This is a genomic window from Pseudorhodoferax aquiterrae (assembly GCF_014652235.1).
Classification (GTDB): Bacteria; Pseudomonadota; Gammaproteobacteria; order Burkholderiales; family Burkholderiaceae_C; genus Pseudorhodoferax; species Pseudorhodoferax aquiterrae.
On sequence record NZ_BMYK01000012.1, the window covers coordinates 137,448 to 160,425 of the forward strand.

Annotated in this window: 28 protein-coding genes; 18 read left to right on the plus strand and 10 right to left on the minus strand. The window is 71.4% G+C overall.

What is annotated here, in order from left to right; translation table 11 throughout:
- The first annotated feature begins 276 nt into the window (after positions 1-276).
- Positions 277-567 carry a nucleotidyltransferase family protein gene (locus IE209_RS18880; RefSeq protein ID WP_189688482.1) on the plus strand — a complete coding sequence of 97 codons (291 nt, stop codon included), beginning with the start codon at positions 277-279 and terminating at the stop codon, positions 565-567.
- Positions 564-965 (plus strand): HepT-like ribonuclease domain-containing protein, encoded by a 402-nt coding sequence (locus tag IE209_RS18885; RefSeq protein ID WP_189688483.1) that lies wholly within the window; start codon positions 564-566, stop codon positions 963-965. The genes IE209_RS18880 and IE209_RS18885 overlap by 4 nt, the downstream gene beginning before the upstream one ends.
- A 68-nt stretch (positions 966-1,033) precedes the next feature.
- Here IE209_RS18885 and IE209_RS18890 read toward each other — a convergent pair whose 3' ends face one another.
- Genes IE209_RS18890 through IE209_RS18900 form a run of 3 tightly spaced genes read right to left on the minus strand, consistent with a single transcriptional unit; the run spans position 1,034 to position 3,752 of the window.
- Entirely contained in the window at positions 1,034-1,975 is a 942-nt protein-coding gene (locus tag IE209_RS18890) for a right-handed parallel beta-helix repeat-containing protein (RefSeq protein ID WP_189688484.1), read from the minus strand.
- A complete protein-coding gene (locus tag IE209_RS18895) occupies positions 1,972-3,117 on the minus strand; it encodes a DSD1 family PLP-dependent enzyme (RefSeq protein ID WP_189688485.1) in 1,146 nt (381 codons plus the stop codon). The genes IE209_RS18890 and IE209_RS18895 overlap by 4 nt, the downstream gene beginning before the upstream one ends.
- Positions 3,114-3,752: a histidine phosphatase family protein gene (locus IE209_RS18900; RefSeq protein WP_189688486.1), complete on the minus strand. Its 639-nt coding sequence runs from the start codon at positions 3,750-3,752 to the stop codon at positions 3,114-3,116. Before IE209_RS18900 ends, IE209_RS18895 begins: the two co-directional genes overlap by 4 nt.
- A 38-nt stretch (positions 3,753-3,790) precedes the next feature.
- Between IE209_RS18900 and IE209_RS18905 the strand changes: the two genes are divergently transcribed.
- Positions 3,791-4,714 (plus strand): isopenicillin N synthase family dioxygenase, encoded by a 924-nt coding sequence (locus tag IE209_RS18905; protein WP_189688487.1) that lies wholly within the window; start codon positions 3,791-3,793, stop codon positions 4,712-4,714.
- On the opposite strand, the gene IE209_RS18910 is transcribed toward IE209_RS18905, so the two are convergent.
- From IE209_RS18910 to IE209_RS18925, 4 genes are all read right to left on the minus strand, one after another.
- Positions 4,704-5,348, minus strand: coding sequence for a DUF4136 domain-containing protein (locus IE209_RS18910; protein ID WP_189688488.1), 645 nt, complete (start codon positions 5,346-5,348; stop codon positions 4,704-4,706). The two genes, IE209_RS18905 and IE209_RS18910, sit on opposite strands and share 11 nt — an antisense overlap.
- A 30-nt stretch (positions 5,349-5,378) precedes the next feature.
- Positions 5,379-6,305: a tRNA 2-thiocytidine(32) synthetase TtcA gene (gene ttcA / locus IE209_RS18915; protein ID WP_189688489.1), complete on the minus strand. Its 927-nt coding sequence runs from the start codon at positions 6,303-6,305 to the stop codon at positions 5,379-5,381.
- 71 nt (positions 6,306-6,376) lie between these two features.
- A complete protein-coding gene (locus IE209_RS18920; protein ID WP_145547603.1) occupies positions 6,377-6,751 on the minus strand; it encodes a dihydroneopterin aldolase in 375 nt (124 codons plus the stop codon).
- Positions 6,748-7,557, minus strand: coding sequence for an SDR family oxidoreductase (locus tag IE209_RS18925; RefSeq protein WP_189688490.1), 810 nt, complete (start codon positions 7,555-7,557; stop codon positions 6,748-6,750). The genes IE209_RS18920 and IE209_RS18925 overlap by 4 nt, the downstream gene beginning before the upstream one ends.
- 17 nt (positions 7,558-7,574) lie before the next feature.
- Here IE209_RS18925 and IE209_RS18930 point away from each other — a divergent pair, with 17 nt between their 5' ends.
- From IE209_RS18930 to IE209_RS18945, 4 genes are all read left to right on the plus strand, one after another.
- Positions 7,575-8,702: a class I SAM-dependent methyltransferase gene (locus IE209_RS18930; protein ID WP_373305382.1), complete on the plus strand. Its 1,128-nt coding sequence runs from the start codon at positions 7,575-7,577 to the stop codon at positions 8,700-8,702.
- A gap of 9 nt (positions 8,703-8,711) precedes the next feature.
- On the plus strand, positions 8,712-8,906 hold the full coding sequence (locus IE209_RS18935) for a DUF2905 domain-containing protein (protein ID WP_145547612.1): 195 nt from the start codon (positions 8,712-8,714) through the stop codon (positions 8,904-8,906).
- Positions 8,907-8,920: 14 nt separating this feature from the next.
- Positions 8,921-9,850 carry an ROK family protein gene (locus tag IE209_RS18940; protein WP_189688491.1) on the plus strand — a complete coding sequence of 310 codons (930 nt, stop codon included), beginning with the start codon at positions 8,921-8,923 and terminating at the stop codon, positions 9,848-9,850.
- A gap of 124 nt (positions 9,851-9,974) precedes the next feature.
- Positions 9,975-10,265 (plus strand): H-NS histone family protein, encoded by a 291-nt coding sequence (locus tag IE209_RS18945; protein WP_145547616.1) that lies wholly within the window; start codon positions 9,975-9,977, stop codon positions 10,263-10,265.
- 62 nt (positions 10,266-10,327) lie between these two features.
- Here the strand turns inward: IE209_RS18945 and IE209_RS18950 are convergent, their stop codons facing one another.
- The gene (locus tag IE209_RS18950; RefSeq protein ID WP_189688492.1) at positions 10,328-11,569 is read right to left on the minus strand and encodes a multifunctional CCA addition/repair protein; all 1,242 of its coding nucleotides are present in this window, start codon (positions 11,567-11,569) and stop codon (positions 10,328-10,330) included.
- Positions 11,570-11,640: 71 nt separating this feature from the next.
- Between IE209_RS18950 and IE209_RS18955 the strand changes: the two genes are divergently transcribed.
- On the plus strand, positions 11,641-12,390 hold the full coding sequence (locus tag IE209_RS18955) for a glutamine amidotransferase (protein ID WP_189688493.1): 750 nt from the start codon (positions 11,641-11,643) through the stop codon (positions 12,388-12,390).
- On the opposite strand, the gene IE209_RS18960 is transcribed toward IE209_RS18955, so the two are convergent.
- Entirely contained in the window at positions 12,387-13,442 is a 1,056-nt protein-coding gene (locus IE209_RS18960) for a DNA topoisomerase IB (RefSeq protein ID WP_189688494.1), read from the minus strand. The two genes, IE209_RS18955 and IE209_RS18960, sit on opposite strands and share 4 nt — an antisense overlap.
- 180 nt (positions 13,443-13,622) lie before the next feature.
- On the opposite strand from IE209_RS18960, the gene IE209_RS18965 reads away from it, so the two are divergent.
- Genes IE209_RS18965 through IE209_RS18980 form a run of 4 tightly spaced genes read left to right on the plus strand, consistent with a single transcriptional unit; the run spans position 13,623 to position 16,525 of the window.
- Complete coding sequence (locus IE209_RS18965) at positions 13,623-14,630, plus strand: Bug family tripartite tricarboxylate transporter substrate binding protein (protein ID WP_189688495.1); 1,008 nt, start codon at positions 13,623-13,625, stop codon at positions 14,628-14,630.
- Positions 14,627-15,523: a polysaccharide deacetylase family protein gene (locus IE209_RS18970; RefSeq protein WP_189688496.1), complete on the plus strand. Its 897-nt coding sequence runs from the start codon at positions 14,627-14,629 to the stop codon at positions 15,521-15,523. Before IE209_RS18965 ends, IE209_RS18970 begins: the two co-directional genes overlap by 4 nt.
- Before the next feature lie 22 nt (positions 15,524-15,545).
- Positions 15,546-16,247 carry a GntR family transcriptional regulator gene (locus IE209_RS18975; RefSeq protein WP_189688497.1) on the plus strand — a complete coding sequence of 234 codons (702 nt, stop codon included), beginning with the start codon at positions 15,546-15,548 and terminating at the stop codon, positions 16,245-16,247.
- Positions 16,244-16,525, plus strand: coding sequence for an acylphosphatase (locus tag IE209_RS18980; RefSeq protein ID WP_189688498.1), 282 nt, complete (start codon positions 16,244-16,246; stop codon positions 16,523-16,525). Before IE209_RS18975 ends, IE209_RS18980 begins: the two co-directional genes overlap by 4 nt.
- A gap of 226 nt (positions 16,526-16,751) precedes the next feature.
- Here IE209_RS18980 and IE209_RS18985 read toward each other — a convergent pair whose 3' ends face one another.
- Positions 16,752-17,798 carry an NUDIX domain-containing protein gene (locus tag IE209_RS18985; RefSeq protein ID WP_229882939.1) on the minus strand — a complete coding sequence of 349 codons (1,047 nt, stop codon included), beginning with the start codon at positions 17,796-17,798 and terminating at the stop codon, positions 16,752-16,754.
- A gap of 248 nt (positions 17,799-18,046) precedes the next feature.
- On the opposite strand from IE209_RS18985, the gene IE209_RS18990 reads away from it, so the two are divergent.
- The 6 genes from IE209_RS18990 (at position 18,047) to IE209_RS19015 (ending at position 22,824) form a co-directional block, all read left to right on the plus strand.
- The gene (locus tag IE209_RS18990) at positions 18,047-18,310 is read left to right on the plus strand and encodes a hypothetical protein (protein ID WP_056663921.1); all 264 of its coding nucleotides are present in this window, start codon (positions 18,047-18,049) and stop codon (positions 18,308-18,310) included.
- Between the two features lie 11 nt (positions 18,311-18,321).
- Positions 18,322-19,098: a hypothetical protein gene (locus IE209_RS18995; protein WP_189688499.1), complete on the plus strand. Its 777-nt coding sequence runs from the start codon at positions 18,322-18,324 to the stop codon at positions 19,096-19,098.
- A gap of 92 nt (positions 19,099-19,190) precedes the next feature.
- Positions 19,191-19,793: a L,D-transpeptidase gene (locus IE209_RS19000; RefSeq protein ID WP_189688500.1), complete on the plus strand. Its 603-nt coding sequence runs from the start codon at positions 19,191-19,193 to the stop codon at positions 19,791-19,793.
- An 87-nt stretch (positions 19,794-19,880) separates the two neighbouring features.
- A complete protein-coding gene (locus tag IE209_RS19005; protein ID WP_189688501.1) occupies positions 19,881-20,540 on the plus strand; it encodes a response regulator in 660 nt (219 codons plus the stop codon).
- Positions 20,512-22,389: a sensor histidine kinase gene (locus IE209_RS19010; RefSeq protein WP_189688502.1), complete on the plus strand. Its 1,878-nt coding sequence runs from the start codon at positions 20,512-20,514 to the stop codon at positions 22,387-22,389. The genes IE209_RS19005 and IE209_RS19010 overlap by 29 nt, the downstream gene beginning before the upstream one ends.
- A gap of 114 nt (positions 22,390-22,503) precedes the next feature.
- Positions 22,504-22,824, plus strand: a complete 321-nt coding sequence (locus IE209_RS19015) for a hypothetical protein (RefSeq protein ID WP_189688503.1) — start codon at positions 22,504-22,506, stop codon at positions 22,822-22,824.
- Positions 22,825-22,978 lie beyond the last annotated feature (154 nt).

Below are 22,978 nucleotides of genomic sequence, written 5' to 3' on the forward strand. Positions count from 1 at the left end.
CGAGCGCGCCTGCCTGTGTGACGATGAGGGCCACTGCGGACCGCAGGGCAGGTGCTGCACTTCTGGGCGGCCTCTGCGGCTGCGACGACCACCATGAGGCGAGGTCTGCCAACCTTTCAGAAAAGGAAGGGAACACCCGGAATCCTCGGGCGGATCAATAGGATGCTCCGGGACGCGGTCACCACCGGAACGGCGACGACGACGGCGACACACGAAAGCCACGCCGCGCCGGTTCAGTTGACTGACCGGCCCATCCGCACGGGGCGGAGAGTCAACATGAAGCCATCGGTCCCTTTCGAGCAGAAGCGCCAGGACATCCGCCGGATCGCCAGCCGTTTTCCGGTGGTCAATCCGCGCGTGTTCGGCTCCGTGCTGCACGGGGATGACACCGAAGGAAGTGATCTGGATCTTCTGGTCGACCCCTTGCCCGGAACGACACTGTTTGACCTGGGTGGTCTGCAGGTGGCGCTCGAGGATCTGTTGGGCGTGCCGGTTGATCTGCTGACGCCAGGCGACCTGCCGCCCAAGTTCCGCAGCAGCGTGCTGGCGGAAGCTCTTCCGGTATGAAGAGCGCGCTCCGCCTGGTGGACTATCCGGGCCACATGCAACAAGCCGCCCAGCAGGCCGTGGGCTTCGTCGAGCGCATGGACAAGAACTCCTTCATCGCGGATCGGCTCACGCAGCAGGCCGTGCTCTTCAACCTCGTGGTCATGGGCGAGGCAGCCGGAAATGTGCTGACCAGCCACGCGGACTTTGCGCAAAAGCACCCCGACATCCCCTGGCGCAGCATTCGCGCAACGCGCAACCGCATCGCACACGGCTATTTCGACATCGACCTCGACATCGTCTGGGACACCGTGCAGTCGGCATTGCCACCATTGGTCGCCATGCTCCCGACCACCATCGCAGCAGCCGAGCACGATCTGCGGACTGGCGTCAACCCACCTCCTGGCGACGCTCCGTGAATCTCAGCCCGGGGTGAAGGCCTTCACGGTGCCAGCGATTTGCCCAGTGCGTCGCCTTGGCCCCGCGCTCAGTACGCCAGCGTACCGGCCCGGGTTCGGCTCGCGCCTTCCAGCCGGTTGCCCTGCAGCTCCACCTCCCGCTCGCCGGGCGCCACGCGCAGGTAGATGCCGCCGGCGGGCCGGTCGTCGATGAACAGGTTGTCGTGCAGCACCAGCCGGTTCTCGGGCCAGGCGTAGCCCTCGGCGCCGTAGGACAGCATGGTCGAATTGGTCGTGCCCGGCCCCTGGCGCAGCCGGTTGTGGCTGGCATGGACCAGGCCGCCGCTCGGGAACTCCAGCTCGTAGCTGGACTGGCCCGCATCGCTGTCGGTCAGCTGGTTGCGGTGGACCGCGCTGCGCGCGGCACGGCTCTTGAGCAGATGGCCGCCGCGCGCGTCGTGGAAGGCGCTGTCGGTCACCGTGAGCGCGGCGATGCGGCCCACGTACAGGTTGTGGCTTTGCCCGTCGCCGGCGCCGTTGCCCTGGAACAGGCTGCGTTCGACGACCAGCTCGGCCGTGCGGTCGTTCGCGGTCAGGATGCCGTTTTCGTTGTCGCGGAAGCGGCAGTCCACCACCGTGAGCCGCCCCGTCTCGAAGCGGATGCCGGCGCCATTGCGCGTCGCCGCACGCGCGCCTTCGAAGTCGAAGCCCTCGACGTGGATGTCGCCGCCGCGCACCACCCAGATGCCCTTGGCCTCGGCACTGGCGCCATCGGCCAACAGCTGCACCCGGCCGCCCACGGCGCGCAGCGTGAGCTGGCGCTGGGCCCAGACGGCGACATCGCCGCGGTACGCGCCAGCCTGCACCTCGACCGTATCGCCGTCGCGCGCGGCCCGCGCAGCCTGCGCGATGGTGGAGAAGGCGCGGCCGGGGCCGACCTCGTGCACCACGCCCGGCCCGTCCGCCCGGGCGCCGGCTGCCGCGGCGCACGCCAGCGCCGCGCAGAACCGGCGGCGCGCCAGACCGCTCATGCGAGCGCCCCGCGCGCGTCGACGCGCAGCAGTTCCTCCACGTGGCCATGCAGCAGGCCGCCGCGCACACCGACCAGCCAGTCGTGCAGGTTCACGGTCGGGTCGCAGTGGCCAGGGATCAGCCAGACCGCCTGGCCCAGTTCGGGCAAGGGCTGGCCGTCCTCGGCATGCAGCACGCCGTGCTCGTCGCCGCCATTGGCGTAGCGCCAGGGCGCCCCGCCTTCGGGCCGGTGCACCAGCGGCAGCCCCGAATCGATGGCATGGCTCTTGTGGCCCGCATCGCAGACCGCATGGCGGACGTTGCGGCTGATGACCTGGGATTTGAGGAACAGCGCATGCTCGAAGGCCGGCTGCTCCGGGTCGGCCTCGTTGCCGGCGTAGTCCGCGTCCATGAACAGGAAAGAGCCGGACTGCAGCTCGCCGTACAGGCCGCTGGCGGCCTCGTGCACCATGCTGCCGGTGCCCGCGCCCGTCACCAGCGGCACGGGCATGCCGGCCTGGGCGAAGGCGTCGAGCTGGTCGCGCACGAGCAGCAGCACGGCGGCGATGGCGGCGCGCCGGTCCTCGGCGCCGCGCAGGTGCTGGGCCTTGCCGTGGTAGGCCTGCAGGCCGGCGAAGCGCAACGCCGGCGCGGCGGCGATGCGCCGTGCCAGCTGCACTGCATCAGGGCCAGGCGCCAGGCCGCAGCGGCCCTGGCCCACGTCGATCTCCACGAACACGTCGATGGCATCCTGCGCACCGGCCAGCGCGGCGGCGAGCCGGTCCACGCCCTCGGCGCTGTCGGCCGCGATGGCGAGCCGGCCACCACGCTGCTGCAGCCCGCGCGCAAGCGCCGCCACGCGCGCGAGCTTGGCCGGCGCGACCACCTCGTTGCTGATGTACAGGTCGAGCACACCGGCGGCGGCGAGCGCCTGGGCCTCGGCCGTCTTCTGCACGCAGGCGCCGACGGCACCGGCCGCCACCAGGCGCTGCGCCAGCGCGGCGCACTTGTGCATCTTGGCGTGGGGCCGCCAGCGCACGCCGTGCTGGCGCGCGAACGCGGCCATGCGCGCGATGTTGCGCTCCACGGCATCGAGGTCGAGCACCAGGGCGGGCGTGTCGATGTCCGCGACCGCGTCGCCGGTCCGTGCAGGGGCGTTCATGCGCTGATTTCGTCGAGTGCGGCGTCGTCCAGGTGGGCCGTGTCGGCCCAGCCCACCAGCGTCAGCGTCTCGGGCGTCCAGAGCAGGCGGTTGATCGCGGCGTTGCCCAGCGCCCAGGTGCGCGGCGCCTGCAGTTCCTGGCCGGTGGCCGCGCGGTACAGCACGTCCATCACGCCGCCGTGGCCGACCAGCACGATCTGCCCGCCCGGGTGCCGCGCCGCCAGCCGGTTCAGCGTGCCGACGATGCGTTCGCGAAAGCGCAGCAGCGATTCGCCGCCGGCGGGCTCGAAGGCCGGGTCACGCTTGCGCCAGCGCAGGGCCTGGTCCGGCCAGTCTGCCTCGATCTCGGCGAAGGTCTTGCCCTCGAAACTGCCGAAGGCGCGCTCGCGCAGGCCGACATCGGCCACCACCGGCAGGCCGGCCCGCTCGGCGACGGCCTGGGCGGTCTGGTGCGCCCGCCCCAGGTCGCTGGCGTAGATGGCCGACAGTTCCTCGGCGGCCAGCGCCGCGCCGACGCGGCGCGCCTGCCAGCGGCCCGTGTCGTTGAGCGGGATGTCCAGGTGGCCCTGGATGCGGGTGTCCACATTCCAGGCGGTTTCGCCGTGGCGGATGGCGATGATGCGGGTGGCGTCCATCGCGGGATTCTAGGAGCGGGTGCCGGCTATGCTGCGGCATGGACAGCATCCCCCTCATCGACATCGCGGCCCTCGCCGGCACGGACGCCGCCGCACGGCAGGCCGTGGTCCAGGCCATCGGCCGCGCCAGCCGCGAGATCGGCTTCTTCGCCATCACCGGCCATGGCGTGCCCGCGGCCTGCAGCGCCGGCGTGTTCGCGGCCGCGGACGCGGTCTTCGCACTGCCGCCCGAAGCGAAACGCGATCTCGCCATCGCCCGCCACGGCCACAACCGCGGGTACGTGGGCCTGGGCGTGGAAGCGCTGGACGAGGCCACCGCGCCCGACCTCAAAGAGGCCTACAACCTCGTCTGGACCGACGGGGCCACGCGCCCGCCCAACGTCTGGCCACCCATCGATGGCTGGCGCCCGCAGGTCCAGGCCTACTTCGATGCCGCGCTGGCCGTGGGCCGGCGCTTGCACCGCGCCTTCGCGCTGGACCTGGGCCTGGCCGAAGACTTCTTCGACGACAAGCTGGACCGTCCGCAGGCCACGCTGCGCCTGCTGCGCTATCCGGCGCATTTCGATGCCGATGCGCCCGCGGGCCGGGCCGGTGCCGGCGCCCACACCGACTACGGCAACCTGACGCTGCTGGCCACCGACGGCGTCGCCGGCCTGCAGGTGCAGCGGCGTGGCGGTGGCTGGACCGACGTGCCGGCGCTGCCGGGCGCCTTGGTCTGCAACATCGGCGACTGCCTGATGCGCTGGTCCAACGACGTCTACGTGTCCACCCCGCACCGCGTGCTGCCGCCCGCGCGCGAGCGCTACTCCGTGGCCTTCTTCCTGGACCCGAACCCGGACGCGCTGGTCAGCGCGATCCCGGGCTGCGTGCCGGCCGGCGCAACGCCGCGGCACGCGCCCATCACGGCCGGCGAGCACCTGCGCCAGCGCCTGGCCGCCACCTACGGCGCCATCACTTCTTGAGCGGGATCTCGATGTTGACCTGGCGCACGCCGGCGGGCGGCTGCGGGAAGCTGCTCAGCGCGGCGTCGAACATGGGCGCGAGCAGGGAAGGATCGTTGGGCCAGCGCGATTCGTGCACGGCGCGCGTCTCGTAGACCACCTGCTGGTTGGACAGGTCGCGGATCACCACGCTGACCTGGCGCTGCGCGTAGCTGCGGTCCCACATGTCGTAGCGGTAGCTCCAGTACGGCCCCCAGCCGTAGAAGCCGGCGCCGCCGGCCCAGCGCCGGCCGTAATACGGGCCCCAGGGGCCGAAGCGGCTGTAGACCCAGGGGTCGACGAGCTGGGTGGTGCTCACCACGTCGCTGCCGATCAGCACGCTGTAGCGCGCCGCGGCCTCGTTGCGTACCCAGCCGGCCTTGGCCAGCGCGGGCTCGGCCGCGGCCTCCAGCTGGGCCTGCGCGCCCGCGGCCGACTGCTGCGAGGGCAGGCGCTCGAAGCGGTAGGTGGCCGGCTGCGGCACCGTGCGCAGTTCGGAAAAGGTCTGCACCTGGTTGTCGACCACGTAGCTCGTGGCGCAGCCGGACAGCAGCACGGTGGCCGCGACGGCCAGCGCCAGGGTCGTTCGCGTCTGGATTCGCTCAGGGACTCGCATGTCAATGCCTCCTCGACGCACCGTCCCCGCTCAGAGCCGGACGACCTGCAGCAGCGGTGCGATGGGCGGCGCGATGTCTTCCGCGTCGAACGCCTTGTCGCCGGCGGGATCGGGCACGCCCGTGGTCTTCAGACCCTTGAAGTCGTAGCGCGTTCCGTCCATGAGGTGCGAGGGCACGACATTCTGTAACGCCGTGAACATGTTCTCCACGCGGCCCGGGTACTTCTTCTCCCACTCCTGCAGCATGGCGGCAACCTGCTTGCGCTGCGCGTTCTCCTGGCTGCCGCACAGCGTGCACGGGATGATGGGGAACTGCCGGTGCGCGGCCCAGCGCACCAGGTCGCGCTCGGGCACGTAGGCCAGCGGTCGGATCACGATGTGGCGGCCGTCGTCGCTGACCAGCTTGGCCGGCATGCCCTTCAACTTGGCGCCGAAGAACATGTTGAGGAACAGGGTCTGCAGGATGTCGTCGCGGTGGTGGCCCAGCGCGATCTTGGTGGCGCCCAGTTCGTCGGCCACGCGGTACAGGATGCCGCGGCGCAGCCGGCTGCACAGGCCGCAGGTGGTCTTGCCCTCGGGGATGACGCGCTTGACGATGCTGTAGGTGTCCTGTTCCTCGATGTGGAAGGGCACGCCCTGGCGCTCGAGGTACTCGGGCAGAACGTGCTCGGGAAAGCCGGGCTGCTTCTGGTCCAGGTTGACGGCCACGATGTCGAACGAGACCGGGGCCCGCGCACGCAGTTTGAGCAGGATGTCCAGCATGGCGTAGCTGTCCTTGCCACCGGACATGCAGACCATGACCTTGTCGCCCTGCTCGACCATGTTGTAGTCGACGATGGCCTGGCCCATCAGGCGGCACAGGCGCTTCTCCAGCTTGTGGGTTTCGCGCTCGATCCTGGGCTGCGCGGCGGGTGCGGCTTCGGTGGCGGGTTCTTCGGCGGTCCAGACGGCGTTCATAGGGCTTCCTGCGGGCAAGGGCGGGATTTTCCGTCAAGCCGGCCCTGGCCTGCCGCGCAGGGCCTTTTCGCTCACCACTGCCCGGCTTCGACCCGGATCGCCACTTCGCAGTCGTCGAAGATCTCCAGTTTGGCGATCTTCACGCGCACGCCCAGCACGCCGGGCAGCTGCATGAGGCGCTGGGCCAGCTTGCCGATCAGGCTCTCCAGCAGGTTCACATGCTCGGCCGTGCACTCGTCGATGACGATCTGGCGCACCTTGCGGTAGTCCAGCACATGGGTGATGTCGTCGTCGCGCGGGCGCAGCGGCTGGGTGCCCAGGTTGAGCTCGGCATCGACCAGGATGGGCTGGGGCGCGGTCTTCTCGGAGTCCAGGATGCCCAGGTTGGCGTCGAAGCGCAGCCCGGTCAGGTGCAGGGTCTGGGTGCCGGCGGCGTTGATCGTCATGTTGGTGTTCCCATCATCGAGAAGTCGCGCTCGAACTTCATGAGGTGCTGGCCGCCATCGACCAGCAGCGTGGTGCCGGTCAGCGACTGGTTCTCGAGCGCGAAGCGCACGGCGCCGGCCACGTCCTCGGGCGTGGACGAGCGGCCCAGCGGCGAGAGCCGGTGCGCGGCCGCGAAGGCCTCGTCGCTGAGCAGGTGGCTGGTCAGCGTGAGCCCGGGCGCCACGCCGACCACGCGCAGCAGCGGCGCGAGCGCCTGGGCCAGCAAGGTGTTGGCGGCCTCCAGCGCGGCCTTGGACAGCGTGTAACTCAGGAAATCGGGGTTGGGGTTCCAGAGCTTCTGGTCCAGCAGGTTGACCACCACGCCGCTGCGCGGGCCGGCGCCGCGCGCCGTCAGCCGCTGGTGCAGCACCTGGGCCAGCACGATGGGCGCGCCGGTGTTGCTGCGCCAGTGCCGCTCCATGGCGGCGTAGCCGAAGTCCTGCGCGCCGTCGTGCTCGAACAGCGAGGCGTTGTTGACCACGGCGGAGACCGGCCCGAGCGCAGCCTCCACCGCGGGCAGCAGCGCGCGCGTGGCGGCTTCGTCGGCCAGATCGCAGGCGAAGGCCGCGTGGCGGCCCCCACCGCTTGCAGCCGCTGCAGCGGCGCAGTCCGCCACGGTCTGCTGCGCCTCGGCCTCGGACGCGCGGTAGTGCACGGCCACCTGCCAGCCGGCGGCTGCCAGGTCGAGCGCGATGGTGCGGCCCAGCCGCCGGCCGGCGCCGGTGACCAGCACGGTGCGTCCGGCCGCAACGGGGGTCTGGGTCATTGGGGGAGAATCCTCGGGTGCACGACAACGAGACCGCGCATCCTAATGGAAGCCCCCTCGCGCGGGAGGGGAGCCCTGCATTGCAGGCCCACATCGCCCAGGCCATCGACCAGGCCGGCGGCTGGCTGCCCTTCGACCGCTTCATGGCGCTGGCGCTCTATGCGCCGCGCCTGGGCTACTACGCCCATGCCGGCCGCAAGTTCGGCACCATGCCGCAGGGCGGCAGCGACTTCGTGACGGCGCCCGAGCTCTCCCCGCTGTTCGGCCAGGCCCTGGCCGTGCAGGTGGCCGACATGCTGGAGCGCACCGGCACCGACGAGGTCTGGGAATTCGGCGCCGGCACCGGCGCGCTGGCCGCGCAGCTGCTGGAGCACCTGGGCGAGCGCGTGCGCCGCTACACCATCGTCGACCTGTCGGCCGAACTGCGCGCGCGCCAGCAGGCCCGGCTGGCCGCGCATGCCGGCCAGGTGCATTGGGCCGACGCCCTGCCCGCGCAGATCGCGGGCGTGCTGGTCGGCAACGAGGTGCTGGACGCCATGCCCGTGCAGCTGCTGCACCGGGTGGGCGGCCAGTGGCACGAGCGCGGCGTGGTGCTGCAGCATGGCGCGCTGGCCTGGCAGGACCGGCCGACCACGCTGCGCCCGCCCGCCGAGATCCCAGGCACGCACGACTACCTGACCGAGATCCATCCGCAGGGCCAGGCCTTCGTGCGCACGCTGGCCGGCCATGTGCAGCGCGGTGCGGCGCTGCTGCTGGATTACGGCTTCCCCGCGGCCGAGTACTACCACCCGCAGCGCAGCGCCGGCACGCTGATGTGCCACCAGGGCCACCGCGCCGACGCCGACCCGCTCGCGGACCTGGGCGCCAAGGACATCACGGCCCATGTGGACTTCACGGGCATCGCCGTGGCCGCGCAGGACGCCGGCTGGGACGTGCTGGGCTACACCGGCCAGGCCCGCTTCCTGATCAACTGCGGCCTGCCCGCGCTGATGGAGACGGCCCCTCTTGCGCAGCGCGCGATGGCGCACCGCCTGATCGCCGAACACGAGATGGGCGAGCTGTTCAAGGTGCTGGCCCTGTCCAAGGGGGTCGAACCCTGGGATGCGCCTGGTTTCGTCCACGGCGACCGCAGCCACACGCTGTAAGGCCGAACCATGCTGCGCTGGCTGCTCGTCGTCTTTCTCGCGCTGATGCTGATCAGCTGGCTCCAACCCTTCCTGGCCAAGCTGGGTTTCGGGAAACTTCCGGGCGATCTGCGCTTCCGACTGTTCGGGCGCGAATGGTTCGTGCCGCTGACCAGCACCATCGTGCTGAGCGCCCTGGTCAGCCTGATTTCCAAGATCCTCTGAGACAAGAACTGCCCATGAAAGCCTGCATCGACATCGGCGGCACCAAGGTGGCCGTGGGCCTGGCGCCCGACGGCGCCAAGCCCGAGATCCTCGCGCGCCAGAGCGAGCCCACGGCCAAGACCGGCACGCCGCTGGCGCTGTCGGAGCAGATCCTGCGCCTCGTCGATGCGGCCTGCGCCCAGGCCGGGGTCGATCCGGCGCAGGTGCAGGCGGCCGGCGTGTCCTCCGCCGGGCCCTTCGTCAAGCAGGACGGCCGCATCGAGCTGGCCACGCCCAACATCTGCGGCGGCCTGGCGGGCCCCGCGCGCGGCCTGCCCAACGACTGGACGAGCGTGCCCGTGGAGGCTCCGCTGGCTGCGCGCTTCGCCCGCCTGCGCGTGGAGAACGACTGCGTCGCCGCGCTGGAGGCCGAGCGCCGCTGGGGCGCGCTGCAAGGCGTGGACGACTGCGCCTACGTGACCTGGAGCACCGGCATCGGCGTGGGCCTGTGCGTGGACGGCCGCGTGCTGCGCGGCAAGAACGGCAATGCCGGCCATGCCGGCCACAGCTTCGTGGTCGACGACCAAGAAGCCCTGTGCGGCTGCGGCAACCGCGGCGACGTGGAATCGCTGGTGGCCGGTAATGCCATCGCACGCCGCTTCGGCCACGATGCCGCCCACTGGCTGGGCCGCGCCAGCGCCGGTGAAGCAGCAGCGCAGGAAACGGTGGACGGCCTGTGCCGCCTATTGGGCCGCATGCTCTACAACCTCGTCGCCACGCTGGATCTGGAGCGAATCAGCCTGGGTGGCAGCGTGTTCTGGCACCACCGCGCGTATTTGCTGCCCCGATTGCAGGCCGAGGTCCAGAAGCATTTTCCGGCGCTTACGCAGGGAGTAATCCTCGCGCCGGCCGGTTTGCAGGACCGCGTGGGCGATTATGCGGCGCTGGCCCTGGTGGCCGACTGAGGGCGGGCGGCATACGCATAATCCCCAACGGCGGGTCGAGAAATCCAGTTTCTGCAGCGAATGGATTTATCCCTATAATCCGCCCGCCTGCCAAGGGTTCGGCAGGAGTTATGGACGGAAAACGATGACCACCTACAAGGAACTGCTGCAGCAGCGCGAAAGCCTCGAAAAGCAGATCGAGGAAGCCAGGCAACGTGAAAATCAGGCCGCCATCGAGAAGGTGCGCGCCCTGGTCGCCGAGTTCGAATTGACGCCCGACGATGTCTTTGGCCGCAAGACCGGCAAAAGCAGCACCGCCGGCCAGAAGGTCGCGCCCAAGTACCGCGACAAGAGCACCGGCGCCACCTGGACCGGCCGCGGCAAGCCGCCGAAGTGGATCGAAGGCAAGAACCGCGAGGAGTACCTGATCAACTGATCATTCGCGGGCCGCAGCGCAAGCCATTGCGCCCGGCCGCGATAATGGCGCGGCCCAGCGCCTCAAGTCCGCGCCAGATATTCTTCCAGAGCTGCCAGTCGCGCCTTCTGGATTCGGGCACCGATTTCCGGCCCCTTGCGCCCTTCGGCCAGGGCCTCGCTGGAGATTCTGTCGGTCGCCACCGCCAGCACTGATTGCATACATTGCCGCAGGCGCTCACGTTGCGGATAGGGGCGGTTTTCCAAACCGGCCCGTCCCCGTGCATCGCATTCGCACGCCAACAGGGCTTGCTCGAATCGCGCGGGTTTGCGAATCGCATCGCAACGTTCGAGCAGCCGCATCACGGCGGCAGCGCCCAATTCACCACTGCGGTGGATATTGCCGTGCTCGCGCGCGACCACGTCGGCCAGATCGCGGCATTCGGTCGGAACGCGCAGTCTTTCGGCCAGGCGGCGCAGCAATTGGGCACTGCGCTGCTCGTGTCCGTGGTGGCGGGGCAACAAATCGGCCGGCGTGGTGGCCTTGCCCAGGTCGTGGCACAGGCAGGCGAAGCGCACAGCCAGCGGCGCGGCCAGCGCGGCCGCCATGTCCAGCACGAGCATCAGGTGCACGCCGGTGTCGACCTCCGGATGGTGCTCGGCGCGCTGCGGCACGCCCCACAGCGCATCGACCTCGGGCAGCAGGCGCGCCAGCGCACCGCTTGCGCGCAGCACCTCGAACATGCGCGAGGGCTGGCGTTCCATGAGGCCGCGCGCCAGTTCCTGCCAGACGCGTTCCGGCACCAGCGCATCGACCTCGCCGTCCGCCACCATCTCGCGCATCAGCGCCTGGGTGGCCGGCGCCACCGTGAAATCGGCGAAGCGGGCCGCGAAGCGCGCCAACCGCAGGATGCGCACGGGGTCTTCGCGGAAGGCGTCCGACACATGGCGCAGCACGCGGCCCTGCAGGTCGGCCGCGCCGCCGAAGGGATCGACCAGGCCGTCCAGGCCCTGCGCGTCGGCCGGCTGGGCCATGGCGTTGATGGTGAGGTCGCGGCGCGCGAGGTCCTGTTCCAGCGTGACATCGGGCGCCGCGTGGAAGGCGAAGCCGTGGTAACCCCGCGCGGTCTTGCGCTCGGTGCGGGCGAGCGCATACTCTTCGCGCGTCTGGGGATGCAGGAAGACCGGAAAGTCCTTGCCCACGGGCAGGTAGCCGGCGTCCAGCATCTGCTGCGGCGAGGCACCCACCACCACCCAGTCGTGGTCGTGCACGGGCAAGCCCATCAGCGCGTCGCGCACGGCGCCGCCCACCTTGTAGATCTGCATCGGACGAGTGTAGGGGGCGGCAGGACGTACAGTGGCGGCCGCTTTGAAGACCGCTTCGCAGACCGCTTTCCATGACCTCTCCTCTCCTGATCCTCAAGGCCGGCGCCACCTTCCCTGCCCTGGCCCAGACGCTGGGCGATTTCGACGACTGGATCCGCGCCGGCCTGGATGCGCCCGGGCTCGCCATCCGCGTGGTCGATGCGCGCCACGGTGAACTGCCGCTGGCGCAGACCCTGGCCGGAGTGGTCATCACCGGCTCGCATGCCATGGTGAGCGACCGCGAGCCCTGGAGCGAGGCCGCCGCCGCCTGGCTGCGCGGCGCCGTGCAGGCCGGCCTGCCGGTGCTGGGCATCTGCTACGGCCACCAGCTGCTGGCGCACAGCCTGGGCGGCACAGTCGGCTACCACCCGGGCGGCATCGAAATCGGCACCGTGTCCGTGCAGCTGCAGCCGGCGGCCGGCGACGATCCCGTGCTGGGCGAGCTGCCACCGGTGTTCGCGGCCCAGGTCGTGCACCGGCAGTCCGTCCAGCAGCTGCCCGAAGGGGCGGTGCGGCTGGCGGCCAACGCCTTCGAGCCGAACCAGGCCTTCCGCGTCGGGCCGGCGGCCTGGGGCGTGCAGTTCCATCCCGAGTTCAGCGCCCAGGCCATGCGCGCCTATGTCGAGCGGCTGGGGCCCGAGCTGCACGCGGAGGGGCACGACCCGGTGGCCGTGGCTGCTGGCGTGGCCGACACGCCGGCCGCCGCGCGGGTGCTGCGCAACTTTGGCCAGCATGTGCAGGCAGCCAGCAGGGCGGGCGGCCGAGCCGGGCTCCGCCTCTAGGCGGCGGTTTCGAGAAAGCCGAGGAAGCGGCATTCGGCAGCGCTGAGCCCGGACTTGCGCCGCCGCTCGGCGTCCTGGCACGCCGGTGGCGCGGCCTCCTCCAGCAGCAGCGCCAGCACGGCCGGGTGCACGTAGGCCTTGCGGCACACCGCGACCGTGTTGCCCAGCCGGGCCGCGACTTCGGACAGCACGGCCTTGGCGGCGGCACGCCGCGCCGTCAGCGAGGTGCCGGGGGCACTGGGGCTGCGCAGCGCGAGCGACAAGGCATGGACGCTGGCATGCCAGGTCCGGAAGTCCTTGGCCGTGAAGTCGCCGCCGCTGGCAGCGCGCAGGTAGGCGTTCACACCGTCCGAATCGATGGCGTGGCGCTCGCCGTCCTCATCCAGGTACTGGAACAGCTCCTGGCCCGGCAGCTCCTGGCAGCGCCGCACCACACGGGCCACGCGCGCATCGTCCAGCGCCACGGCATGCTCCACGCCGCTCTTGCCCTTGAAGCGCAGGCGCACGGCGCTGCCGTGCACCCGGGCATGGCGGGCGCGCAGCGTGGTCAAACCATACGAGCCGTTCTCGCGCGCATAGACGCCGTTGCCCACGCGCGCGAGCGTGGTGTCCAGCAAGCGCACCACGGCCGCCAGCACGCTGGCACGCTGCACCGGCCCCGGCAGCGCGAGGTCGCGCCGCACCGCTGCACGGATGCGCGGCAATGCCTTGGCGAACTCCTGCATGCGCGCGTACTTGCCCGCATCCTGGGCGAGATGCCAGTCGGCGTGGTAGCGGTACTGCTTGCGCCCGCGGGCGTCGCGCCCGGTGGCCTGCAGGTGGCCATTGGCGCGCGCGCAGATCCAGACCTGCGTGTAGGCCGGCGGAATCGCGAGCGCGCGGATGCGCTGCAGATCCGCTGCGTCCGTCAAGCGGCTGCCGTCGGGCCGGCGGTAGCTGAAACCCTTGCCGCTGCGCCGACGCGTGATCCCAGGCAGTCCATCGTGCACGTAGACCAGTCCTGCCGGCACGGCGGTATCGGCAACTGGGGCGGGCAGCGAGGCAGCGGGCATGGCAACGGATGCTCCGGCATGGCCAGCCTTGGCGGCTGTCGGACGCGCCGGCCTGCGCGCGTCAGATGCCGGCGGCATGGAACGTGCTCCACCGGGCAATGTGCACAATTTTCAATGAAAAGTGCACAACGCCGGTGCACCCGTGGGTGTGCCATGTCCCTGCCTTCCCCGGAGATCCGCATGGAACCGCTGCACTGTTCCCCCCGCCGGCATGTGTTGGCCGCCCTGGCCAGCTTGTGCGCCATCCTGTCACCCCCGTCGAGCTGGGCGCAGGATGCCGCCGCCTACCCCGACAGGCCCGTCAGGATCGTCGTGCCCTTCCCGCCCGGCGGCGCGGCCGACGTCTACGCCCGCCTGGTCGGACAGAAGCTCGGCGAAGCCTGGGGCGGCAAGCAGGCCGTGGTCATCGACAACCGCGCCGGTGCGGGCGGGGTGATCGGCACCGACCTCGCGGCCAAGGCGCCGGCCGACGGCTACACCTTGCTGATGGTGACCATCGGCCATGCGGTCAACCCGTTCATGTACAGCAAGCTGCCCTACGACACGCGCGCCGACCTGGTGCCGGTGGGCGTGGTGGCCAAGGTCCCGAGCGTCGTGGTGACCGGCCCGGCGCTCAAGGGCAAGACCCTGCAGGATCTCCTCGCGCAGGCCAAGGCCCAGCCCGATGCCATGCAGTACGCCTCCTCGGGCGTGGGCACCACCAGCCATGTGGGCGCGGCGCTGCTCGAATCCATGTCCGGCGCGCACATGCTGCACGTGCCCTACAAGGGTGCGGCGCCGGCGTTGCAGGATGTGATGGCCGACCGCGTGGCACTGTCGGTGGACATCATCACGTCCTCGTTGCCGCTCGTGAAGAGCGGCAAGCTCCACGGTGTGGCGATCACGAGCGCCCAGCGCTCGCCGCAGCTGCCCGAGGTGCCCACGGTGGCCGAGGCCGGCCTGCCGGGCTTCGAGTTCGTGTCCTGGTACATGCTGCTGGCGCCGGCGAAGACGCCCGCGCCCATCCTGGACAAGCTCAACGCCGCGCTGCGCCAGATGGCCCAGGCGAGCGACTTCCGCGCCCGCGTCGAGGGCACGGGCGGCGAGGTGGCCAGCCTGACGCGCAAGGAATCCAGCGACTACCTCGATGCCGAATTCACGCGCTGGGCCAAGGTGGTGAAGGAACGCAACATCAAGGCCGAGCCATGACCCCGCCGCTTGCGCGCGATCTGCGCGGCTACGCCAACCAGCCACCGGCGGTCGCCTGGCCCCAGCAGGCCCGCGTCGCGGTGTCCTTCGTGCTGAACTTCGAGGAAGGCGCGGAGTTCTCGGTCGCTGATGGCGATGCGCGCAACGAATCGGTCTACGAAGTGATCGACCCGCGCACGGGCTGGGACCCGTGCATCGACAGCCACTTCGAGTACGGCACGCGCGCGGCCTGGTGGCGCATCGCCGACACCTTCGCGCGCTGGGATGCGCCCATGACGGTCAGCGCCTGCGGCCGTGCCGTCGAGCGCAGTCCCTGGCTCGCGCAGGACGCCGTGGCGCGCGGCCACGAACTCTCGGCCCACGGCTGGCGCTGGGAAAGCCATGCCGGCATGGCGCCCGAGCGCGAGGCGGCCGACATGGACGCCTGCATCCGCGCCTTCGAGGCCGCCTGCGGCCAGCGCCCGCTGGGCTGGCACACGCGCTCGGCCTGCACGCCGGCCACGCGCGCACTGCTGGCCGAGCGCGGCTTCCTCTACGACAGCGACGCCTACAACGACGACCTGCCCTACTTCGTGCCCGTGGGCGGCCGGCGCCACCTGGTGCTGCCCTATGCCTTCGACACCAACGACATGCAGTTCCAGCACACCCAGCGCTTCGCCACGGCCGGCCAGTTCGCCGAGTACTGCTGCGACGCCTTCGACTGGCTGTGGAAGGAAGGCGCGCGCGCGCCGCGCATGCTGTCCATCGGCCTGCACCTGCGCATGATCGGCCGGCCCGCGCGCATGCAGGCGCTGGAGCTGATCCTCGCGCACCTGCGCGAGCGCGGCGGCGCCTGGATCGCCACGCGCGCGCAGATCGCCCGGCACTGGATCGCGCACGCGCCGGCGGCCTGAGGGGCTGCGCTACATTCGCTGGATGCACCCCCAGGAACAGGCCATCCACGCGACCTTGGCGCAGACCCTGCTGGCCGGCCGCCTGGCCCCGGGCACGCAGCTGATCGAAACGCGGCTGGCGCAGATCTTCGGCGTCTCGCGCGAGCGCGTGCGCAAGGTGCTGCACCGGCTCGGCCACGAGCGGCTGCTGGAGCTCATTCCCAACCGCGGCTGCTTCGTCTCCAGCCCCACGCTGGCCCAGGCGCGCGAGATCTACGAGGCCCGCCGCATCGTCGAGGGCGGCCTGGTCGGCCGGCTCGCGGGCCGGCTGACGGCCGCGCAGCTGGCCGCGCTGCAGGCGCATGGCGCGCAGGAGCACGCTGCGCTGCACGCACAGGACCGCGCCCGCTCGATCCAGCTCAGCGGCGAATTCCACCTGCTCTTGGCCAGCTTCGCCGACAGCCCCTTCGTGCTGCGCGCGCTGCAGGAGCTGGTCAGCCGCACGGCCATGCTGGTGGCCTTCTTCGAGCCGGCGGCCTCCTCGGCCTGCGCCTGCGAGGAGCACGACGACATCGTGCGCGCGCTGGCCCAGGGCGACGCTGCGCGTGCCATGAAGGCCATGCATGCGCACCTCTCGCTGATCGAGACGCGGCTGCAGCCGCGCGCCCAGGCCGCCTGCGGCAGCGATGCCGACGCCGAGATCGCGCGGGCCTGGGAAGCCGCGCAACAGCAGGTGGCGGCGTGAGCGTCCTGCACCTGCTCATCGCAGGCCGTGTGCAAGGCGTCTCCTACCGCGCCAGCATGGCCGAGCGGGCCCGTGCGCTGGGCGTGCGCGGCTGGGTGCGCAACCTCTCCGATGGCCGCGTCGAGGCCCTGGTGCAGGCCGAGCCCGCGGTGCTGGATGCCTTGCTGGCCTGGTGCCGGCGCGGCCCTCCGGCCGCGCGCGTGGACAGCGTGCAGGCTGCACCCGCCAGCGACGACACGAGCCTGCCGGCCGGATTCGAGACACGCCCCACCGCGTGAGAACGTGTGAACGAACCGCTCACACCCACGCGAGGCCCCCGATGAGCACCCGTTTCCATCATGATCGTTGCGCTCGGGGCCTCGCCCTTCGGGCCGGGGCGCACCAGGCCGCATGCGGGCGTTGCAGTCCTTGCCCGGGCACCAGCCCGGGCTGCGGCCTGCGCCTTCGCCTGCGGCCCGCCGCATCCCGTCGTGGGCGCGATCGGTTCATTCACACGTTCTGAGTTCAGGGGCGCAGCACGCCCAGGAAGTGGTCCAGCATCTGGAAGTGGTCGTCGTGGAACTGCGGCTCCAGTTCCGCCAGCTGGTCGATCGGCACCCACTGCGCGTCGCGCGCGTCGTCGCCGGCCTGCACGGCGGGCAGCGCCCGGTCGCCGAGGTCGAAGTAGTGCGCATGCGTGATCACGCGGCCGCGCTGGCTGCGGTCGGGCCGGTCGAACACCGTGACGGCCTTCAGGCACTGGCGCAGCGCGGGCTCCAGCATGGCCAGGCCGGTCTCTTCCTCCAGTTCGCGCACGGCCGACTGGTAGACCGTGTCGCGCTGCTCCAGGAAGCCGCCCGGCACGGCCAGCAGTCCCAGGCCCGGCGCCTGGCCGCGCCGGATCAGCAGCACGCGGCCCTGGCAGCGGATCACCGCGTCCACCGTCACGAACACCGGCGGATACGGTGAACCGGCCCATTCGGCACGCCCGCGCGCCAGGGCCTGCCATTCGGCGGCCAGCGCGGGCAGGTGGCCCTGGTCCAGCCAGTCGCGCAGGAACTCCTGCGTGTTGGCGTGCAGCAGAGGCGCCATGCGCAGCAGCGCGGCCTGCGCGCCGCCGGGGCCCGCGCCCAGCAGCGCATCGCGCACGGTGCGGGCGTCGTAGGCGCCGAAGCCCGGCACGGCCCACAGCTTCCACTGCGGAAAGTCGCGGATCCAGGCGCTGCTGGCATCCTTGAAATGCCCGGCCAGCAGCACGCTGCCGCCCCCGGGCAGGCTGGCGGCCACCCGCGCGCGCACGCTGTCGGCCCAGCGCTGCTCGTCGTGGTGGTCGCGCAGCGGCTGCACGTCCAAACGCTCGCGCAGCTCCTCGGGCAGGGCCTGGCACAGCATCTCGGCGCGTTCCTGCCAGGTCCAGGGTTGGGCCGGCGTGCGCGCCTGGTGGGCCGAGCCCAGCAGCACCAGGCAGCGGCGCGCCTGCGCCAAGGCCTGCTGCAGCACGCTGCGGTGGCCGAGGTGAAAGGGCTGGAAGCGGCCGATGCAGACGGCCAGCTCGTGAATGGGAACGGACATGGGCGACTCCGGGGCAACGGGCCATTGTGCGCAATGCCCGGCGGGTGTCCAACACCCGTAGCGACGGCGCGGACGTCCTACACGGGCCCTGCAGGCCGATGGCGCGCAGGCGTCCGCCCGCAGGCCGCGCTGTCCTACGCCGGCCGTCGCGCGGGACCGACGCCGCACGCAGGGGCGCTCTCTAAGCTGAACCTCAGCCGACATGTCGCCGGCCTTCACCTTCCATCCACCATTCAGGAGAGCACGCCATGAAAGCATCCACCACCCTGACCTCCCTCGTTGCCGCCGCTTCGCTGGTCGGCGCCATCGGCCTGGCCTATGCCCAGACCACCGGTGGCACGACGCAAACGCCGCAGCAGGCGCAGATGGGCGCGGTCGACGGCACGCCGAACAACAACAGCAACATGAACAACGCCACGACCCAGACGCCGCAGACCATGCCGGCCCAGACCCAGGCCAGCCCCGACATGAACACGCAGCAGCCGCTGCCGCCGCAAGCCGACCGCAACTGAACGGCAAGGCCATGTCCACCGAACGCCCCCCGCAACGCGACGACACGCTCGCCGGCCTGAAATACGGCCTGCTGCTGGGGGGCGCGGTGCTGGCGCTGGCGCTGCCGCCGGCCGGCGTTCAGCAAGCGGCCGTGGCGGCCAGTGTGCCGTCCGCCGCCGCACGCTCCGTCGTCCCGGTCGGCGCCGCGCCGCGCGCGGTCCGCCGTGCCGATCTGGCTGGCCAGGACGCTTCGGAAGAGGTGCGTCGCGTGGCCGATTGGGTGATCGATTCGGGCGACCACGAGGGGCTGTACTTCGTGGTTCTGGACAAGCGCAACGCCAAGGTCTTCCTGTTCCGCCCCGACGGCAGCCTGCTCGCGGCCACCCCCGTGTTGCTGGGCTCCGCGCCCGGCGACCACACCGTGGCGGGCGTGGGCGACAAGCCCATCCACGCCGTGTTGCCCGAGGAACGCACCACGCCGGCCGGCCGCTTCGTCGCCCAGGCCGGCCGCAACACCACGCCCGAGGACGTGGTATGGGTCGACTACGCGGCCGCCGTCTCCATGCACCGTGTGCGCGCCACCGACCCGCGCGAGCGCAGGCTCGAACGCCTGGCTTCGCCCAGCGTGGAAGACAACCGCATTTCCTACGGCTGCATCAACCTGCCTGTCGCCTTCTTCGAGAACGCGCTGTGGCCGGTGTTCCAGCACAGCCGCGGCATCGTCTACGTGCTGCCGGAGCAACTGCCGCTGCAGCAGGTCTTCGCCGGGCTCTACGACCCGGGGGAGCGCCAGCTCGCTTCCCGCTGATCGCCCCGATCCGGCCACCGGTCGCCACGCCGCTGTAGGACAGCGGGCAGCGCTCTTGTGGGCCGCCTCCTACGCCGCTAGCATGCGGCGCGATGCGACACTTCCTGCTGCGCTGCAGCATCCTTTTGGCCCTGGCGTGCACCGCGCATGCGGCGACGCCCTCCTTCTCGGACGATGCACGCCAAGTGGCCCGCTGGGTCATGCACTCGGGCAACAACGCCGGCCTGCCCTATGCGCTGGTCGACAAGAAGGCCGCCATGCTGTACCTGTTCGGCGCCGACGGGCAGCTGCGTGCGGCCTCGCCGGCCCTGCTGGGCGCCGCGCCGGGCGACCAGGGCGCACCCGACCTGAACCAGCGCGACCTGTCCACCCTGGCCATGCACGAGCGCACGACGCCGGCCGGCCGCTACCTGGCCCAGCCCGGCCGCAACCTGCAGGGCGAGCCCGTGGTCTGGGTCGACTACGGTGCCGCGCTGGCCATCCACCGGCTGCGTCCCGGCCCGTCGGCCGAGCGCCGCGCCGAACGCCTGCGCTCGGCCACGCCGGCCGACAACAAGATCTCGCTGGGCTGCGTGGTCGTGCCCGTGGCCTTCTACACCCGGCACGTGGCGCCGCTGCTGGGCGAGGGGCGCAGCGTGGTCTACATCCTGCCCGAGACCATGGCGGCCAGCGCGGTCTTCGGCTGGCAGGACTGACCCAGGGACCGGGCCTGCCCATCCCGCCTACGCGCGATGGCAGCCCCGCGGGCCGCTGGCAGAATGGCCCGGCCCCAGGGAGGAAGCATGGCCATTGAGGTGCTGATCGTCGAGGACGAGCCCGAGTTCATGCGGCGTTTCGCCGATGCCGTGCTCGGCGATGCCGGCCTGGCCCTGCTCGGCGCCGTGTCCAACGGCCAGGCCGCCAAGGCCCTGCTGGACCGGCAGCGGCCCGACGTGCTGCTGGTGGACCTGGGCCTGCCCGACATCAGCGGCATCGAGGTCATCCAGCACGCCCAGCAGCGCCACCCCGACTGCGACGTGCTGGTGGTCACCATGTTCGGCGACGATGCCCATGTGGTGGGCGCCATCGAGGCCGGCGCGGCCGGCTACCTGCTCAAGGACGCCGCGCCCGAACGCATCGCGGCCGCGGTGCACGAGCTGCGCGGCGGCGGCGCGCCCATCAGCCCCAGCATCGCGCGGCGCATCCTGTCGCGGCTGCGCGGCAACGCACCGGTCGGCACGGCCTCGCGGCCGGCTCCGCTGGAGCAGGCTTCGCCGCTGACGGCGCGCGAGACCGAGTTGCTGCGCATGGTGGCCAAGGGCCTGTCGTTCGACACCATCGGCGAACTGCTGGAGATTTCGCCGCACACCGTGGTCGCCCACGTGAAGAAGATCTACCGCAAGCTCGCCGTGCACTCGCGCGGCGAAGCGGTCTATGAAGCTTCGCAGCTGGGCCTGCTGTAGCGCCCTGCTGCTGGCGGCCTGGCTGCTGGCCGGCCCGGCGCAGGCGCAGGCGCTGGAGCCGCTGCAGGCCCAAGTGCTGCGCAGCGACGCCGCGCAGCCGCCGGACCCGCACGACGCACGCTGGCAGCCCGTGGCGCTGCCGGATGCGCAGCAGGCGCCGGCCGTCTGGTACCAGCTGGTCTTCACGCTGCCGGCCGCCGCCGCAGAGCAGCTGCAGCAGGACGGCTGGATGCTGTACCTGCCCTACTTCTACGGCGGCGGCAGCGTCTGGCTCAACGGCCGGCTGGTCGGCGCCGTGCCCGAGACGACGGCCGAGACGCGCGTGCGCTGGCAACGCCCGCAGCTGCTGGCGCTGCCGCCCAGCCTGCTGCTGCCAGCGGCCAACCGGCTGCAGCTGCGCGTGGCGAGTTCACAGGCACCGGCGGCCGCCATGCTGCCGCGCCTGGTGCTGGGACCGCAGAGCCAGCTGCTGCCGCAGTTCGACCTGCGGCTGTTCTTCGTGCGCACGGTGCCGGTCATCACGGTGGTCGTGTCTTCGATGGCCGGTCTGTTCGCGCTGTACATCTGGCTGCGCCGGCCACGGGAGACGCTCTACGCGATCGCCGGCCTGGTCGGCGTGGCCTGGGCGCTGCGCACCACCACCTTCGTGTTCGACGTGCTGCCGGCCTGGGCCTGGCCGCTGTGGCGGCTGATGTACCACGCCAGCAACGGCGGCTTCATCGTGCTGCTGGTTCTGTTCGCGCTGCACCTGGCGCGCTGGCAACCCCGCTGGCTCGTGCGCGGTCTGGTCGGCTGGTGGGCGCTGGGGCCGCTCGTGTACCTGCTGGGCGGCGCCAGCCCCGCCGCCGAGCAATGGGTGGCACGCTGGTGGGTGGCCGGGTTCATCCCGATCGGGGTCTTGGGCGTGCTGGTGGCTGTGTGCGCTGCCTGGCGCCGACCCTCGGCCGAGCGTGCACTGATCGCGCTGGTCTTCGTGCTCACGCTGCTGTCCGGCGTGCACGACCACTTCATGGCGCAGCAATCGCCCTGGTTCAGCACCCTGCTGCCGGGCTGGAGCGCGCACCGCTTCTTCCTGCTGCACTACGGCGCCAACCTGCTGCTGCTGACCATGGGCGGGCTCATCACGCTGCGCTACGTGCGCAATCTGCGGGCGCTGGAGGAATCGCACCGCACGCTGGAGGCCCGCGTGGCCGCGCGCGAGAAGGAGATCGGCGCGAGCTATGCGCGCATTGCCGCGCTGCAACGCGAGCAGGCGGCCACTGACGAGCGCCAGCGCATCATGCAGGACCTGCACGACGGCCTGGGCGCGCAGCTGTTCACCTCGCTTCTGCGCGCCGAACGCGGCGCGCTCGCGCCGCCGCAGGTGAGCGGCGTGCTGCGCGCGGCCATCGACGAGATGCGCGTGGCGCTGGACGCGCTGGGGTCGGACGAGGGCGACTTCGCCGCTGCCTGGGCCGACTTCCGCTTTCGCTGGGACGCACGGCTGCGCGAGGCGGGCCTCGCGGCCCACTGGCGGCAGGAGCTGCCCGAGCAGCCGCTCGCCATGCCGCCGCACAGCACCTTGCAGGTGCTGCGCATCGCCCAGGAGGCGCTGACCAATGTGCTCAAGCATGCCCGCGCGCGCACCGTGGAGGTCACCCTGGCCTGGCGCGACGGCCTGCTGCAGCTGGACCTGGCCGACGATGGTGCGGGCATGCCGTCCCAGCCGGGCAGCGGCCACGGCCTGCCCAACATGCAGGCCCGCGCGGCACGGCTCGGCGGAAGGCTGCTGCGCATGGAGCGCCCGCAGGGCTGCTGCTGGCGGCTGGAGCTGCCCCTCGCGCAAACACGCGATGGCCTGCCGCCCTGACGGCATTCCCGCCATCGCCCCGCCTGCCTAGAGTCACGGCGTGCGCTGCCCGGTGGCGGCCGGAGACATGCCCATGCAGACCTGCGCCCTGGCCCTGCCGCCAGTTCCCCTTCCATGACCGCGTGGTCGCTGGCCATGCCCGAAGGTCCGCTCGCCATCGTCGGCTGGGCCTACCTGTTGTCCAACGCGCTGCGCGTGTTCACCTATGTCCCGCAGATCGTGACGGTGTGGCGCTGCGAGGACGGCGCGCGCTCGCTTTCGCTGCTGACCTGGTGGTCCTGGGTGGTCTCGAACATCGCGACCACGGCCTACGGCCTGCTGGTGCTGCGCGACCTGCCCTTTCTGCTGATCGCGCTGCTCAACCTCAGCGGCTGCGGCGCGGTGGCGATGATCGCCGTGCACCGGCGCGCGCAATGGCGGCGGCGCATCGCGTGACCCCACCGGCACCCTATGCCGCGGTGCACCGACCACACCGCCAGCACCGATACGCAAGAAGCTGTTCAAAAGGCCGCGGAGCAGGCCATGCCAACAGACGCCGCGGAACTGGCTTGTATGGTTGAGGTGTTGGGGTGGAGGGCCTGAAATACTG

Excerpts from the sequence above, each read along its gene's own strand:
- IE209_RS18970 (WP_189688496.1), top strand. The coding sequence starts at position 14,627 with ATGACCCCGCCGCTTGCGCGCGATCTGCGCGGCTACGCCAACCAGCCA.
- IE209_RS18880 (WP_189688482.1), top strand. The coding sequence starts at position 277 with ATGAAGCCATCGGTCCCTTTCGAGCAGAAGCGCCAGGACATCCGCCGG.
- IE209_RS18990 (WP_056663921.1), top strand. The coding sequence starts at position 18,047 with ATGAAAGCATCCACCACCCTGACCTCCCTCGTTGCCGCCGCTTCGCTG.
- IE209_RS18925 (WP_189688490.1), bottom strand. The coding sequence starts at position 7,557 with ATGACCCAGACCCCCGTTGCGGCCGGACGCACCGTGCTGGTCACCGGC.
- IE209_RS19005 (WP_189688501.1), top strand. The coding sequence starts at position 19,881 with ATGGCCATTGAGGTGCTGATCGTCGAGGACGAGCCCGAGTTCATGCGG.
- IE209_RS19000 (WP_189688500.1), top strand. The coding sequence starts at position 19,191 with ATGCGACACTTCCTGCTGCGCTGCAGCATCCTTTTGGCCCTGGCGTGC.
- IE209_RS19015 (WP_189688503.1), top strand. The coding sequence starts at position 22,504 with ATGACCGCGTGGTCGCTGGCCATGCCCGAAGGTCCGCTCGCCATCGTC.
- IE209_RS18995 (WP_189688499.1), top strand. The coding sequence starts at position 18,322 with ATGTCCACCGAACGCCCCCCGCAACGCGACGACACGCTCGCCGGCCTG.
- IE209_RS18900 (WP_189688486.1), bottom strand. The coding sequence starts at position 3,752 with ATGGACGCCACCCGCATCATCGCCATCCGCCACGGCGAAACCGCCTGG.
- IE209_RS18950 (WP_189688492.1), bottom strand. The coding sequence starts at position 11,569 with ATGCAGATCTACAAGGTGGGCGGCGCCGTGCGCGACGCGCTGATGGGC.
- IE209_RS18975 (WP_189688497.1), top strand. The coding sequence starts at position 15,546 with ATGCACCCCCAGGAACAGGCCATCCACGCGACCTTGGCGCAGACCCTG.
- IE209_RS18985 (WP_229882939.1), bottom strand. The coding sequence starts at position 17,798 with ATGTCCGTTCCCATTCACGAGCTGGCCGTCTGCATCGGCCGCTTCCAG.
- IE209_RS18910 (WP_189688488.1), bottom strand. The coding sequence starts at position 5,348 with ATGCGAGTCCCTGAGCGAATCCAGACGCGAACGACCCTGGCGCTGGCC.
- IE209_RS18965 (WP_189688495.1), top strand. The coding sequence starts at position 13,623 with ATGGAACCGCTGCACTGTTCCCCCCGCCGGCATGTGTTGGCCGCCCTG.
- IE209_RS18885 (WP_189688483.1), top strand. The coding sequence starts at position 564 with ATGAAGAGCGCGCTCCGCCTGGTGGACTATCCGGGCCACATGCAACAA.
- IE209_RS18945 (WP_145547616.1), top strand. The coding sequence starts at position 9,975 with ATGACCACCTACAAGGAACTGCTGCAGCAGCGCGAAAGCCTCGAAAAG.
- ttcA (WP_189688489.1), bottom strand. The coding sequence starts at position 6,305 with ATGAACGCCGTCTGGACCGCCGAAGAACCCGCCACCGAAGCCGCACCC.
- IE209_RS18895 (WP_189688485.1), bottom strand. The coding sequence starts at position 3,117 with ATGAACGCCCCTGCACGGACCGGCGACGCGGTCGCGGACATCGACACG.
- IE209_RS19010 (WP_189688502.1), top strand. The coding sequence starts at position 20,512 with ATGAAGCTTCGCAGCTGGGCCTGCTGTAGCGCCCTGCTGCTGGCGGCC.
- IE209_RS18960 (WP_189688494.1), bottom strand. The coding sequence starts at position 13,442 with ATGCCCGCTGCCTCGCTGCCCGCCCCAGTTGCCGATACCGCCGTGCCG.
- IE209_RS18905 (WP_189688487.1), top strand. The coding sequence starts at position 3,791 with ATGGACAGCATCCCCCTCATCGACATCGCGGCCCTCGCCGGCACGGAC.
- IE209_RS18940 (WP_189688491.1), top strand. The coding sequence starts at position 8,921 with ATGAAAGCCTGCATCGACATCGGCGGCACCAAGGTGGCCGTGGGCCTG.
- IE209_RS18935 (WP_145547612.1), top strand. The coding sequence starts at position 8,712 with ATGCTGCGCTGGCTGCTCGTCGTCTTTCTCGCGCTGATGCTGATCAGC.
- IE209_RS18955 (WP_189688493.1), top strand. The coding sequence starts at position 11,641 with ATGACCTCTCCTCTCCTGATCCTCAAGGCCGGCGCCACCTTCCCTGCC.
- IE209_RS18920 (WP_145547603.1), bottom strand. The coding sequence starts at position 6,751 with ATGACGATCAACGCCGCCGGCACCCAGACCCTGCACCTGACCGGGCTG.
- IE209_RS18890 (WP_189688484.1), bottom strand. The coding sequence starts at position 1,975 with ATGAGCGGTCTGGCGCGCCGCCGGTTCTGCGCGGCGCTGGCGTGCGCC.